15 protein-coding genes and 1 pseudogene are annotated in these 13,794 nt (G+C 51.7%); 8 read left to right on the plus strand and 8 right to left on the minus strand.

Translation table 11 applies throughout. The features are described from left to right. Nucleotides 1–109 precede the first annotated feature (109 nt). From rsmA to HMPREF2907_RS04345, 8 genes are all read left to right on the plus strand, one after another. Complete coding sequence (rsmA, locus tag HMPREF2907_RS04310) at nucleotides 110–883, plus strand: 16S rRNA (adenine(1518)-N(6)/adenine(1519)-N(6))-dimethyltransferase RsmA (RefSeq protein WP_070680420.1); 774 nt, start codon at nucleotides 110–112, stop codon at nucleotides 881–883. A 40-nt stretch (nucleotides 884–923) separates the two neighbouring features. Next, nucleotides 924–1,367 carry a YecR family lipoprotein gene (yecR, locus tag HMPREF2907_RS04315; RefSeq protein ID WP_070680423.1) on the plus strand — a complete coding sequence of 148 codons (444 nt, stop codon included), beginning with the start codon at nucleotides 924–926 and terminating at the stop codon, nucleotides 1,365–1,367. An 11-nt stretch (nucleotides 1,368–1,378) separates the two neighbouring features. Continuing rightward, on the plus strand, nucleotides 1,379–2,107 hold the full coding sequence (locus tag HMPREF2907_RS04320) for an amino acid ABC transporter ATP-binding protein (RefSeq protein ID WP_070680427.1): 729 nt from the start codon (nucleotides 1,379–1,381) through the stop codon (nucleotides 2,105–2,107). Nucleotides 2,108–2,229: 122 nt separating this feature from the next. Continuing rightward, nucleotides 2,230–2,592, plus strand: coding sequence for a hypothetical protein (locus tag HMPREF2907_RS04325; protein WP_070680431.1), 363 nt, complete (start codon nucleotides 2,230–2,232; stop codon nucleotides 2,590–2,592). A 4-nt stretch (nucleotides 2,593–2,596) separates the two neighbouring features. Next, the gene (locus HMPREF2907_RS04330; RefSeq protein ID WP_070680434.1) at nucleotides 2,597–3,031 is read left to right on the plus strand and encodes a protein YgfX; all 435 of its coding nucleotides are present in this window, start codon (nucleotides 2,597–2,599) and stop codon (nucleotides 3,029–3,031) included. 135 nt (nucleotides 3,032–3,166) lie between these two features. Then, nucleotides 3,167–4,441: a bifunctional tetrahydrofolate synthase/dihydrofolate synthase gene (gene folC, locus HMPREF2907_RS04335; RefSeq protein WP_070680437.1), complete on the plus strand. Its 1,275-nt coding sequence runs from the start codon at nucleotides 3,167–3,169 to the stop codon at nucleotides 4,439–4,441. Between the two features lie 12 nt (nucleotides 4,442–4,453). After that, nucleotides 4,454–5,677, plus strand: coding sequence for an SPOR domain-containing protein (locus HMPREF2907_RS04340; protein ID WP_070680440.1), 1,224 nt, complete (start codon nucleotides 4,454–4,456; stop codon nucleotides 5,675–5,677). Beyond that, entirely contained in the window at nucleotides 5,670–6,176 is a 507-nt protein-coding gene (locus tag HMPREF2907_RS04345; protein ID WP_070680442.1) for a CvpA family protein, read from the plus strand. The genes HMPREF2907_RS04340 and HMPREF2907_RS04345 overlap by 8 nt, the downstream gene beginning before the upstream one ends. A 312-nt stretch (nucleotides 6,177–6,488) precedes the next feature. On the opposite strand, the gene rplS is transcribed toward HMPREF2907_RS04345, so the two are convergent. From rplS to misR, 8 genes and pseudogenes are all read right to left on the minus strand, one after another. After that, complete coding sequence (rplS, locus tag HMPREF2907_RS04350; RefSeq protein ID WP_003679470.1) at nucleotides 6,489–6,854, minus strand: 50S ribosomal protein L19; 366 nt, start codon at nucleotides 6,852–6,854, stop codon at nucleotides 6,489–6,491. A gap of 13 nt (nucleotides 6,855–6,867) precedes the next feature. Then, on the minus strand, nucleotides 6,868–7,617 hold the full coding sequence (gene trmD, locus HMPREF2907_RS04355; protein ID WP_003740829.1) for a tRNA (guanosine(37)-N1)-methyltransferase TrmD: 750 nt from the start codon (nucleotides 7,615–7,617) through the stop codon (nucleotides 6,868–6,870). After that, entirely contained in the window at nucleotides 7,617–8,126 is a 510-nt protein-coding gene (rimM, locus tag HMPREF2907_RS04360) for a ribosome maturation factor RimM (RefSeq protein ID WP_070680445.1), read from the minus strand. The genes trmD and rimM overlap by 1 nt, the downstream gene beginning before the upstream one ends. Before the next feature lie 18 nt (nucleotides 8,127–8,144). Beyond that, nucleotides 8,145–8,393: a 30S ribosomal protein S16 gene (gene rpsP, locus HMPREF2907_RS04365; protein ID WP_003740833.1), complete on the minus strand. Its 249-nt coding sequence runs from the start codon at nucleotides 8,391–8,393 to the stop codon at nucleotides 8,145–8,147. 76 nt (nucleotides 8,394–8,469) lie between these two features. Beyond that, entirely contained in the window at nucleotides 8,470–10,866 is a 2,397-nt protein-coding gene (locus HMPREF2907_RS04370; RefSeq protein WP_070680446.1) for a bifunctional acetate--CoA ligase family protein/GNAT family N-acetyltransferase, read from the minus strand. A gap of 386 nt (nucleotides 10,867–11,252) precedes the next feature. Next, nucleotides 11,253–11,315: pseudogene (locus HMPREF2907_RS13510) on the minus strand (transposase); the annotation flags it as partial. A gap of 26 nt (nucleotides 11,316–11,341) precedes the next feature. Further along, the gene (locus HMPREF2907_RS04375; RefSeq protein ID WP_070680449.1) at nucleotides 11,342–12,757 is read right to left on the minus strand and encodes a HAMP domain-containing sensor histidine kinase; all 1,416 of its coding nucleotides are present in this window, start codon (nucleotides 12,755–12,757) and stop codon (nucleotides 11,342–11,344) included. 15 nt (nucleotides 12,758–12,772) lie between these two features. Next, nucleotides 12,773–13,450, minus strand: coding sequence for a two-component system response regulator MisR (gene misR / locus HMPREF2907_RS04380; RefSeq protein ID WP_003740839.1), 678 nt, complete (start codon nucleotides 13,448–13,450; stop codon nucleotides 12,773–12,775). Nucleotides 13,451–13,794: the final 344 nt, after the last annotated feature.

The following is a 13,794-nucleotide window of genomic DNA, read 5'->3' on the forward strand; positions in this document are numbered from 1 at the left end:
GGTCGTCTGAAAAACGTTTTCAGACGACCTCTTTCTTGTCCGACAAAACGCTATGTTTTTCAGTTACAATACGCGCTTATTATAATGATCGACAGTTTGAAGAGACGCGATGAAAGAACATAAGGCCCGGAAACGCTTCGGGCAGAATTTTTTGCAGGATACGCGGATTATTGCCGATATTGTCAACGCCGTGCGTCCGCAGGCGGATGATGTGGTGATTGAAATCGGGCCGGGCTTGGCGGCGATTACCGAGCCTTTGGCGAAGAAGCTGAACTGTCTGCACGTTATCGAAATCGACCGCGACATCGTACGTCGTCTGAAAACGCTGCCGTTTGCGGATAAGCTCGTGATTCATGAAGGCGATGTATTGCAGTTTGATTTCAACAGCATCGCGGGCAAAAAGAAAATCGTCGGCAACCTGCCGTACAACATTTCCACGCCGCTTTTGTTCAAGCTGGCGGAAGTGGCGGACGATGTCGTCGATATGCACTTTATGCTGCAAAAAGAAGTGGTCGAACGTATGGTTGCCGCGCCGAAAAGCAACGACTATGGCCGCTTGGGCGTGATGCTGCAATATTTTTTCGATATGGAGCTGCTGATTGACGTGCCGCCCGAATCGTTCGACCCCGCGCCGAAAGTGGATTCGGCAGTGGTACGCATGATTCCGGTGAAGCACCGTATCGGCAATGCGGACGATTTCGAGCATTTTGCCAAACTGGTGAAACTCGCCTTCCACCAACGCCGTAAAACCATACGCAACAATTTGAAAGAACTTGCCAGTGATGATGATTTGCAGGCAGTCGGTATCAGCCCGCAAGACCGCGCCGAACATATCGCGCCGGAAAAATATGTGGAACTGAGCAATTATTTAGCTTGCAAGTAATTTAAAATTCTTTATAACTAAATTAAGAAAAGGAAAATCAATGAAAACGTCCCTTGTTGTATTATCTTTATTTGTTGTCAGTGCTTGTACTACTCATAAAACTATGGTTCCGATAAGTGGGAGCAAGGCTGATGGAATTGTGAAAATGGCTTATGACTATGCCTTGCTTGAATCCCCAATGATTAATAGGGAAGCATCACAAGAACAGGCTGTAAAACGATGTAATGCTTGGGGATATTCTGATGCGGAAGCATTTGGTACAAGTAGTAAACAATGTATAGAAAATAATGGATTTGGTTGTGAAAGATTTAGAGTGATAACTGAGTATCAATGTACGGGTAGTTACAATTATCCCACCCAACAAATTCCTTCACGAAACGTTTCCCAATCTTCTTATGCTGCCCAGCCGGGCCAGCAGATTATCATTAATATTCCTGCTTCTACTCAACAGGAAGTTACGTTACAGCCGATTAATCGACATTAAACTCAAACGATATGATTAAATTCAAAAATGTACACAAACATTTCAAAGACCTGCACGTTATTAACGACGTCAGTCTGGAAGTGGGGCAGGGTGAGGTCGTGGTGGTTTGCGGGCCTTCGGGCAGCGGCAAATCGACGCTCATCCGTACCGTCAACCAGCTTGAAAGCATTGAGAGCGGCGAGATTTGGGTGGACGGTATCAATGTTGCCGATCCGCAAACGGATTTGAACAAGGTGCGCGAAGAAGTCGGGTTTGTGTTCCAAGGCTTCAATCTGTATCCGCATCTGACCGTATTGGAAAACATCATCCTGTCGCCGATGAAGGTGAAAAAACAAAGCCGCGAACAGGCTGAGGAAAAGGCGATGGAGCTGTTGGAACGCGTGGGTTTGGCGCATAAAAAAGATGCATTCCCCAGCCAGCTTTCCGGCGGTCAGCAGCAGCGCGTGGCGATTGCGCGCGGGTTGGCGATGGAGCCGCGTGTGATGTTGTTTGACGAACCGACTTCCGCGCTCGATCCGGAAATGGTCGGCGAAGTGTTGAAAGTGATGCAGGATTTGGCGGAAAGCGGTATGACCATGATGTGTGTTACGCATGAAATGGGCTTTGCGCGCGAAGTGGCTGACCGCATTATTTTTGTGGATAAAGGGCAGATTTTGGAAAACGAAACGCCTGAAGAGTTTTTCACCAATCCGAAACACGAACGCGCCAAACAGTTCTTACAGCAAGTGATGACGCATTAACAGCTTGTCAAAAGGTCGTCTGAAAGACAGATTTGGGCTTTCAGACGACCTTTGGCGAATGCAACCGATAGATATAGACGGCAAAGAGGTCATTTCCGATTTTGCCGTTGCAAAGGAAAATCATGTATTTTTTTGTTGACCGTACCGCCGTCGTGCTTAAGCCGACCGCCCGCTTTTTGGAATGGCTGAAATCCGCCGATGAAAATATGCCCGACCTCACCATCGAGCAAATCCGTGCCAACTGCTCCGTATTCCTCGTGCCGCAGTTTGACGAGCCGGAAGCCGTAATTGCCTATTTTGACGAACGCTACCAACAGATTTTCGAGGCGGAGTTGGCAGGCTGGGACATCGATAAAAGCAAGTGGCCGCAAGACATGAGCCTGAAGGCGTTTTGGGAATTTTTCGATACCGAAATCCACGATATGGTTTTGGACATGGAAGAAGCGGAATTGAGCATTACGCCCGTGTTCGACAATATGATGTAGGGCGATGCGCGCTTTTCAGACGACCTTGAAGCCGTCCCGTTCTTTAAAAGCCTTGTCCGTTTTGTTGCATTTGTCCGCAGTTGCCGTGTGCCTGATATGGTTTTACGGTTGGATGATGTGGTTCGGGCTGGCGGCGTTGGCGGGCAGTTTTGTCCACGCTTGGCGCGTGGTGAATTTGCGGACGGCGGGTGCGGTAAAGAAAATCACCATTGACCGCCATGCGCGCGCTTCCGTATTTTGCGGAGACGGAGAAGGGCAGGGCGCGGTGTTGGACAGTGCGACCATGCTGACCCCTTACGCTTTGTTTTTGCAGTGGAACGCCGATGGCAAAACGATACGGCAATGCGTCACGCCCGATATGGCAGATAAAGAATCTTACCGTCGTCTGAAAGTTTGGGCGCGCTGGTGTCAGGCTCAGGATGACGCGAATCCGATTTAATCTCAGCAAGGCGGTTTCTCGTCTTGTCCTATACAAATTAAACCCAATATAAAAATAATCCACGCAAGCAGCAGTAACCGTCCAAATTATTCCGAAACGACGGTTTCAGACGACCTTTTGAAAAACGAAACACACATGAAAACATTACAAGACTGGCTCTCGCATTTGGAAACCGCCCACAGCGGCGGCTTAATCGATATGGGCTTGGAACGCACGGGCGAAGTGAAAAAACGCATGAAGCTCGAGCCGCAATGCCCCGTCGTCGTTGTTGCGGGAACAAACGGGAAAGGTTCGGTCTGCGCCTATCTGACGCAGATTTACAAACAGGCAGGCTTCAAAGTCGGTACGCTGACCAGCCCGCATTTATTGCGTTACAACGAACGCATCGCCGTCAACGCCGAACCGGTTTCAGACGACCTCATCACCGCTTCCTTCGAGCGCATCGAAGCGGCACGCGGCGAAATATCGCTGACTTATTTTGAATTCAATGCCTTGGCGGCGGTCGATATCTTCATTCGCGAACAAGTCGATGTAATGATATTGGAAGTCGGCTTGGGCGGACGTTTGGACGCGGTCAATGTGTTCGACTGCGATTGCGCGGTGGTCACCAGCGTGGATTTGGACCATCAGGCGTTTTTGGGCGATACGGTCGAACAGGTCGGTTTTGAAAAAGCAGGCGTGTTTCGTAGCGGCAAACCCGCAATCTGCGGGCAAAACCCCGCGCCCGAATCGTTGGTCGCACACGCTGAAGCCATAGGCGCGAAACTGCTGATGGTGCAGCGCGATTTCGATTTTTCTTCATTGGAAAATATCCAATGGAACTACCGCTTCCATCCGCAGCATTCAGACGACCCCGCGCGCAACCGCAATTCCCTGCCGTTCCCCGCATTGCGCGGCGCATACCAGCTTTCCAACGCCGCCTGCGCACTGACCGTGTTGGAATGTTTGAACGAAAAATTGCCGGTGGACATCGGCGCCATCAAGCGCGGTTTGCTGCTGGTTGAAAACCCCGGGCGCTTCCAAGTTCTGCCCGGCCGTCCGCTGACCGTTTTGGATGTCGGACACAACCCCCACGCCGCCCGCGCCTTACGCCGCAGCCTGATTAATTTGGCGTTTGCGCAAAAACGCACCGCCGTGTTCAGCATGCTGTCCGACAAAGACATAGACGGCGTGTTGGAAATCGTTAAAGACCAGTTTGACGAGTGGTATATCGCGCCTTTGGACGTGCCGCGCGGCATGACGGCGGAAGCCTTGCAGGCGAAACTGGAAGCACAAAATATCGAAAATATACAAACTTTTACCTCCGTTCACGAGGCGTACCGCGCCGCTTTGGCTAAGGCGGGCGAAAATGATAGAATCGTTGTTTTCGGCTCATTTCATACCGTTGCCGACGTGATGGCGGCGTTGTAAAAGGAAATCTCCATGTCTGACAATAAGCAAAATGAAGTTTTGACCGGTTACGAACAGCTCAAACGCCGCAACCGCCGCCGCTTGGTTATGGCATCGGGGTTGGTGGCGGCATCGACCGTTTTATTGGGCGTCGCCCTGTCAACCGGACCGGAAAACAAGCCAGAAGAAGAAAACGCCCAAACTACAACCATCCAACAGAATAATGCCAACGCAGAACCTGCCAACCTGGCGGATGCGACCGTGTTGGAGCCTTCTACCAAAGAAGATTTGGAAGCAGCGGCAGAAGCGGCTAAAAATGCCGATGCCGAAGTAGCGGACAAACCGCAGGAAACCGCCGCGCCGGAGCAAACTGCGCAAGCCGAGCCGCAACCTGATGCGCCGCCAGCCGCGCCCGAAGATGTAGGCCCGCCTTTGGTGCTGATTAACGATACGCTGTCAGACAGCGACATCAAAGGTTTGGAAGAGTCTGAGAAAATCCAAAAAGCCGAAGCCGCCAAACGCGAAGCAGCCGAGCGACGCGCGGAAGAGCGCCGCCGTAACCGTGAAGAGCAGCGTAAAGCGCAGCAGCTTCAAGCCCAAGAAGCAGCAGAACGCGAAGCCAATGCCGCAGCGCGTAAACGTGCGCTTCAAGCTGCCAAAGCCGAGAAGGCGGAACGTGCCGCCGCAGCCGAACGCAACAAATTGGCACAGTTGGAAAAAGCCGAGAAAGCCGTTGCCGAACGTAAGGCATTAAAAGCCAAAGAAGAAGCGGCGGCGAAACACAAAGCGGCAGCGGAAAAAGCCAAAGAAGCCGTCACAGCATCCGCATCCGAACCTAAAGAAAGAATTCGGGTAGATGCTTCCAAATACGAAAAAATTGAAACGGCCAGCAAAAAAGCTTCCGCAGTAAGGGAAGCCGAAGCGAAAGTTGCCAAAGCCAAAACCGAGCAGACGGCCAAGGCAGAGAAAACCGCTACTGCCGAAAGGTCGTCTGAAAAGGCAAAAACCAAAACCGCCGAAGTCAAATCAGGTAAAAAAGCCGCCATTCAGGCAGGTTATGCTGAAAAAGAACGCGCCTTGAGCCTGCAACGCAAAATGAAAGCAGCAGGTATCGACTCAACCATTACCGAAGTGATGACGGATAAAGGCAAGGTTTACCGTGTCAAATCAGGCGCATACAAAAACGCCTACGACGCCGAACGCGACTTGAACAAACTGCGCGTACACGGTATTGCCGGACAGGTCACCAATGAATGATATTCCGTTAGCCGACATACTCGCCTTCGGCGTAATTGCGGCGTGTATCGTGATGTCGATGATACGCGGCGTCATTGCCGAAGCGGGTTCGCTGTTTGCGTGGGTGATTTCCTTTTTGTTGGCTAAAACATTTGCCGTACCGTTTTCGGAAGTGGCGTTTAAATCGATTCAACCGCGCGCCTTGGGCGTTGCCATTTCGTTTGTCGTGATTTTCTTTTTGGCGCGTTTTTTACAGCAGTTTTTACGCACCATACTGACCAACACAGCGTCATCGATGGGCTTGGGAAGCGTCAACAGGGTATTGGGCGGCGTGTTCGGCGCAGCCAAAGGCGTGTTGCTGGTCACTTTGGCGGTCATGGTCTGCGCCCACACCGATTTGCCGGAAACGGAAGATTGGCAAAGCTCGTACAGCATTCCTTATTTTCAATCATTGTCTGAAGTCATCATGCCTTATCTGCCCGGTCAGAAGGAAAAGGCGGAAGATAAGGCGGAATCGTAAATCCACCGGTTTCAGACGACCCCGATTACATCAAAGGTCGTCTGAAACCGGTTTTTATTGGGATATATTGTTGTATAGAGAGTTAAGGTTAAACACCTGCACAGCTTTACTTTACTCTGGTTTGAAAAGAATAATTTTTTATTGAGTTATCAGGGTAATAAGTGAAATAGTTTTATACATTTTGCTGTCGGCAACCTCATTGCCTTGCTCTGATTTATTTTTTAGATCAAATTTCTGCGAAGATCCGTTATAAGAATTGCAAAATAAAAATCCCCACTGAAAAGTGGGGATTTTGTTTTGCAATTCTTTTGCTTAACCTTTACGGGCAGGCAATTTTTCTTTAATGCGGGCAGCTTTACCGGTCAGGCCGCGCAGGTAGTACAGTTTGGCGCGACGGACGTCACCGCGGCGTTTTACTTCGATTTTTTCTACGGTAGGGGAGTAGAGTTGGAAAGTACGCTCAACGCCTTCGCCGCTGGAAATTTTGCGGACGATGAAGTTGCTGTTCAAGCCGCGGTTACGACGGGCGATAACAACGCCTTCGTAAGCTTGCAGACGGCTGCGTGAACCCTCTACTACGCGTACGGAAACGACTACGGTGTCGCCCGGTGCGAATTCGGGGATTTCTTTGTTCAGGCGAGCGATTTCTTCTTGCTCTAATTGTTGAATCAGGTTCATTGTTTTTCCTAAATTATGATTGGATTTCCTGTTGCTCTTGCAAGATTTCTTTTAAGAGGCGGGATTCCTTTGGGATTAAACTGCGCTTTTCCAGCAGGTCTGGTCTGCGCTCCAGGGTGCGCCGCAGCGATTGTTTCAACCGCCATTCGGCTATCAAGCCATGATTGCCCGAACGCAATACGTCAGGGACGGTCATGCCTTGGAATTCTAAAGGTTTGGTGTAATGGGGGCAGTCTAATAGGTCGTCTGAAAACGAATCCTGTTCGGCTGACTGTATGTCGCCCAATACGCCAGGTATCAGTCTGAGTACGGCATCCATCAGCATCATGGCGGGTAGCTCTCCGCCGGAAACGACAAAGTCGCCTATGCTGATTTCTTCATCTACGCTGCTTTGCAGCAGGCGTTCGTCAATTCCTTCGTATCGTCCGCAAAGCAGTATGAGATGCGGGGATTTTGCAAGCTCTACGGCTTTTTTGTGGGTCAGCGGTTGACCTTGCGGACTAAGGTAGATGACTTTTGCAGGCGCTGAAGATGTTTGTTTGGCTTCTTCTATCGCTGCTTGCAGCGGCGGCGCCATCATAATCATTCCCGGACCTCCGCCAAAGGGGCGGTCGTCAATATAGCCGAGTTTGTTGTCGGCGAATTTGCGGGGATTGATGGCTTGGAATTGCCAAAGGTTTTGTTTTTTTGCGCGACCGGTTACGCCGTATTCGGTAATGCTGTCGAACATTTCGGGGAAGATGGTGATGGCTTGAATCAACATCAGTAGTCTAAGCCCCAGTCGGCGGTAATGGTTGTGCCTTCGGTATCGACGGTTTCGATGTAGTTGGATACGAACGGGATCAGAATTTGACCATGTTCGCCATTAATCATCAAAACATCGTTGGCGCCGGTTTCCATCAGGTTTGTGACTTTGCCAAGCACGATATTGTCTTTGTTGACAACGGTCATGCCGACTAAATCTGCCCAATAATATTCGTCTTCCTCGGTGGGGGCGAATTCTTCTCGGGGGATTTCGATGGTATAGCCGCGCAGGGCAAAAGCTTGATCGCGATCGTCTATGCCTTCGAATTTGACCTGAAGCTCTCCGCTGACGATTTTGCCGGCTTCGAGTGTTACGTTCAGGGTTTTACCGTCTTTGCTTAACTGCCACTCAGGGTAGTCCAGGAGGCTGTCGGCGTATTCTGTATTGGCGGCTATTTTGAGCCAGCCTTTGATGCCGAATACGCCTTTGATGTAGCCCATGGCTACCCGTTGTCGAGTGTCGGTCATAGCAAGATTAGCCGGTGATTAAGCAGCAGCTTTTTGTTCTTTGATCAGTTTTGCAACTGCGTCGCTGACTTGTGCGCCTTGGGCGATCCAGTGGTTCAGGCGGTCGGCTTGGAGGCGTACGCGCTCTTGTTTTTCATTGGCGACAGGGTTGTAGAAGCCAACGCGCTCGATGAAGCGGCCGTCGCGGCGGTTGTGGGAGTCGGCAACGACTACGTGGAAGAAGGGACGGTGTTTAGAACCACCGCGAGCCAAACGGATAACTACCATTTTGAGTCCTTTTGAGAAAATCGGATAGATAAGAAACCGCTAATTTTAGGATATTTTGCGTTGTTCATGCAAGTTTTTATTTGTTTTTGTTGCTGTTTTGCGGAGTGGTCAGGTTGAGGCGTGCTTGGCACAAAGTGTTGTCTTCTTCTGAAGGGGTGATGGTAAAGCCTGATTTTTCAGCAAGTTTAAGCATAGGGGTGTTGGATTTGAGTATTTGGGCACTCATGACGCGGTAGCCTTGTTGTGTTGCCGATTGGATAATCAGCTTCATCATTTCTGCTGCTAACCCTTTGCCGCGCACGTTTTCAGCAAGCGTGATGCCGAATTCGCATTCGTTGCGGTTGATGCGGCTGAAGCGGCTGACGGCGACGATGAGGTCGTCTGAATTGCGTGCCGTCCATGCGGCTTCGCTGTGGTAGTCGAGTTTGCTGAAGCGCGCGAGGGTGGGGATGGGCAATTCGTTGGTGTGGGTCATGAAGCGGGTGTAGCGCGCTTGCGGAGACAGGCTGCGGACGAATTGTTGCTTGGCTTCCGCGTCTTCGGGGGTGAAGGGGCGGATGGTTACGGTTTCGCCGTTTTTGAGGGTAAGCGTGGCAGGATGCTCGGTCGGGTAGGGGGCAAGCACGTTTTGGATGAGGGCTTCGCTTTCGGTTTTTGCGCCCAAAAGTTCGGCGGCGGCTTCGCCGGTGTTGCGGAGGAACTCGGCGGCAGTCGGATTTTTGCTGCGCAGGTATTCCGCTGCGGTCTGTACTTTGGCGGCGGCTTGTTCGAGCTTGAGGGTGGCTATATTGGTTGGTTTATTTTTGGGGGAAGGACGTTCGTCAGCATGTAAGACAAAGTCGCTGCTGTATTGGTCGCCGTTGAGGTTGAGCAGGATTTCGCCGATGTATTGCTGCCGTTGGCTGAGTGTGTTTAGGGTGTGTAGGAGCTGGTTGAGGGTGTGTGTATTGTCGAGTTGGACGAAACGGGCGATGTGTTCGCTGTCTAGCGTAGAGAACGGCGGGAGCGCGGCGGTGGGTTTGCCTTGATGGCATACGGCCAGAATGTCGCCATAGACGGTATGGCGTTGAAAACGGAATTGCACGGCGTTATGCACGGTGTGCCGATAGGCAGGCAGGCACAGGGCTTCGGCAAGCAGGGGCAGGTCTTTTGAGGCGAGGGCTTTGGTAATGTTTCTTGCTTGCGGGGTTTTCAGACGACCTTTTTTAGGCGTGGCGATGCGTCGCTGCTCTTTTTGCAGTTGGTCGGCAATGTTGCGGAACGATACGGCTTGCAGGGCTTGTTCGGGACGGTCGAAATGCAGGAGGTCGTCTGAAAAGCGGCTGCTGACAAGCAGGGGTTTGGCAGTTTGTTTCGCCAGCATGCTCAGGGTGCGGGTCAGATTTTTTTCGTCGGGACTGTCGGTCGGGGCAACGATGGCGAGCAGGGCTTCGGTATGATGGGTATTTTGAAGGTGTTGGCTGGCGATGCTGTGGTAATGGGCGGGCGTGGGTGTGCTGCCGATGTAGCCTTGGCGGATGTGCGGCTGCTTGGTGGGGAATTGGAGTTTTAGGTTTTGGGGGGCACAGGTTTCCAGCCACTCGGCAGGGGTGTCGGACAGGATGTCGATGCTGTTCAGAGGGGGGAGGTCGGACAAACGCGCGTGCAGGGCGGCTTCGAGTTCGCTGCTGCTGAATGTGGCGAGGAAGTTGCAATGGCGCGCGAGGCAGCGTAACACGGCTTTTTCGGTGTCGTCCGAACGGTGGGTAACGTGGAGGATGAGCGGGGTGTGGCGGGTGAAATGGCGGATGGCGCTGAACAGGTTGCGCTGGTTTTCGGCCGGGTTGTGTTCAATAACGGCAACTTTGGTGTGGCGGTTGTGGCCGAAACGGTTGAGCCAGTCGGCAGAGGTGGTGGGGCTGAGCGGATAGTTGAGGCTGATGTGGCGTGAAATGCCCTGTCCCATTTTTTGCAACATGAGGTTGATTTCACTGCTGACGGAGGCGTGTCCGGTCAAAAGGGCGGTGTAGCCTGCCGGATGGTCGGGTTGGGAACTGATGTTGAGGCTTTGCGATGGAAGCTGCACGCCGGAGGGGCTGCACACGCTGATGTTGAGTTCGTCGCCGTGGTGTTTTTTGATGGCGGCTTCGGCGGTGTGCCATTCGTCGTCGGACAGGCTTTCCCAGTCTTGGATGAGGATGATGTGGCCGAACTGTTTTTTGCGGCAGGATTTGAACAGGGCGTCGTAGCTGTCAGGCGGCGTTACGGCGATGACGAGGTCGGCGCTGCCGGGGATTTTGTTGAGGTTGGTGTAGGAGGTGAGTCCCGCAACCGTGCGGTGGCGGAGGTTGACGGGTGTAATTTGACCTTGAAACGGTGCGCTCAGGAGGTTGCTCAGGATGCGTTCGCCCAAGCTGTATGGGCGTTCGCTCGCGCCCACGAGAATGATGTGGTTGGGCATGAAGAAGTAGCCGGACATGGATTGGGCGGACATGGTGCCTCCTTTTCGGTGTGTGGACGCTGCGTTTCAGACGACCTTTCGGGCGGTTTGGGTTGGAAGAGGTGTGTGATGAGTGAACGGGATTGGGCGTTCGTTGTTGGTTTTGTTATCAATGGATAGTCTGTTTCGCTGCTCTTTATGGCGGAATATGCGGACTTTAAATGATTTAATTATTCACTTGCATTATATATGACAAATGGCATAAAAGGTCGTCTGAAAGGCGGGAACGTAAGGGTTTGTTCTTTTCAGACGACCTTTTGTAGGCTTGGGGTGTGGCAATTTTTTTATAGTGGATTAACTTTAAACCAGTACGGCGTTGCCTCGCCCTTAGCTCAAAGAGAACGATTCTCTAAGGTGCTGAAGCACCAAGTGAATCGGTTCCGTACTATCTGTACTGTCTGCGGCTTCGTCGCCTTGTCCTGATTTAAATTTAATCCACTATACAAACCCCGATGGGCAACATTCATGGTCAAGAGTTTTTAGGATGCGGTTTTTCCGTTTTGCCGTTCACTTTCTTTTTGGGCAGGATAAAGTGTATTTTCAAACCATTCGGCTTGATGTTTTCAGCCATGATTTTGCCGTTGTGCTGCTCCATGATGTGTTGGGTCAGGGCAAGGCCTAAGCCGGTACCGGGTTTGCTGGCGCTGGAGTCGGCACGGTAAAAGGCGGTGAAAATATGCGGCAGTTGCATTTCGTCCACGCCGGGACCGTTGTCGGTAACGTCCACAATCCAATGCTTGCTGTCTTGTCTGATATTGACTCGGATGGTGCTGCCTTCGGGGCTGTAATTGATGGCGTTGCGGATAACGTTGTCAAACGCGCGGTACAAATAGCCTTCGTTGGCGCAGACCGTGGCATTTTCGGGGATTCTGGGTTCGACTGAAAGGGTAACGGTTTGTTTGTTCTGCTGGGCGATGCTTTGGTTGTCTTCCACGATGTTTTTCAGGAAGGGGACGAGCTTCAGGCTTTCTTTTTCCAGCGGGATGTTGGATGTTTCCAGTCGTGAAAGCGTCAGCAATTCGCCGACCAAGGTATCCATGCGGGTCAATTCGCCTTCCAGCCTTTTCAGGTATTGTTCCTGCTTTTGCGGCTGCGCCTGAATCAGTCCGACGATTGCCTGCATGCGCGCCAAAGGCGAGCGCATTTCGTGGGAGACGTGGTGCAGCAGGTGGCGTTCTTTGGCAACGAGTTTTTCCAGTTTTTCCGCCATTTTGTCGAACTGGATGGCAAGGTGGGACAATTCGTCGTCGCGGTCGTCCACTTGCTGCGAAATACGGGTTTCAAGTTCGCCGTTTGCCACCCTGTCCATACCGCTGCCCAAGATTTTGATGGGCTTGGTAATGTTGCTGGCGAGGATATACGCCATCAGCAGACCGACGACGATGATGAAGGAGAGGATGATAAATTCGTGCCAAATCGGGGCGAGCGGCAGGCCCGGGATAAAGAGCGGGCTGGGCAGGCGTTGCGCCTGATGGCTGTCCCAACCTTTGATAAAGAAGAGGTATTCTTCGCCGAAACGGTCGTATTCGATGTGCGCCAAATCAGAATTGGGATTATTGATGGCAAACACACGGGCGCGTTCGATGGTGTGTCCGTCGATATTGCGGTCGAGGATGTCTTTTTTCTCGTCGCCCAAAATGACGTAAACGGAATTGGAGACGGGGCTGTCTTCCCATTCCGCCAAAATTTCGCGCGCACCGCTGTCACCGCGCGCCCTAAAGGCGGAGAGGATGCTGTTCATCAAAGTGGTTTCGATGGTGCGGCGTTGGTTGAATTGGTTTTCGGCAAGGGTGTTTTGCACCAGCCAAAAAGAAAAACTCGCCACAAAGATTGCGCAGACGATGACTGCGCAAAATGTGGCGAAGATGCGTTGAAACAGTTTCATTGATCTGTTTTATCTTTAGTTTTTAACAAACAGGTAGCCCAAGCCCCGTACGGTCTGAATCAGCGAGGCATCGCCCAGTTTGTGGCGGATGCTGGAGATATGGACGTCGATGCTGCGGTCGAATTTTGCCAGTTTGCGGTCAAGCGCTTCGATGGACAAAGTTTCTTTGCTGACGACTTGTCCGGCATGGCGCATCAGGACTTCGAGCAGGTTGAACTCGGTGCTGGTCAGCTCAAGCGGAGTGTCTTTGATGGTCGCCTGACGTTTGGCAGGGTACAGGACAACATCGCTGACGGAAATGCTGTTTGGTGCGTTGTTGGGCTCGCCGCTTTGTTGCGCACGGCGCAGGATGGCGTTGATGCGTGCCAACAGTTCGCGCGGGGTGCAAGGTTTCGGAACATAGTCGTCCGCACCCATTTCCAATCCGATGATGCGGTCGATGTCGTCGCCTTTGGCGGTCAGCATGATGATGGGAACGGTGCTTTGGGAGCGGACGTTTTTCAATACGTCCAAGCCGTTCATTTTCGGCATCATGGAGTCTAATACGACGACATCGTACTGGCCGGTCAGGATTTCGTGTACACCGGCTTCACCGTCCGGAACGCTGTGGACATTCAATCCTTCGGCGGTAAGGTATTCGGTAAGCAATTCAGTCAGCAAAGCGTCGTCATCTACGAGTAATACGCGACTCATGGGATTTCCTTTTCGTGATTGTATGCGCTGCGCAAACCCGAAATAAACGGGTGCGGCGGATAGTGATGGCTAATCTTAACACGCATTTTGAGTTTTTTGATAGCTTGTTTTCCTATGCTTTTGCGCTTTTTTGCATTGCAGGGACGCTGTCTTTACATTTTCAGACGACCCCTGTACCAAATCCCCAAAATATACGCCAGATACGCGCCAAACGGGCGGCAAAATGATGCCGGTAAAGGCTGCGTTCGAGAAAGAACGGAGGGATTCTATAGTGGATTAACTTTAAACCAGTACGGCGTTGCCTCGCCCTTAGCTCAAAGAGAACGATTCTCTAAGGTGCTGAA

The organism is Neisseria sp. HMSC055H02, assembly GCF_001813335.1.
Taxonomy (GTDB): Bacteria; Pseudomonadota; Gammaproteobacteria; order Burkholderiales; family Neisseriaceae; genus Neisseria; species Neisseria sicca_C.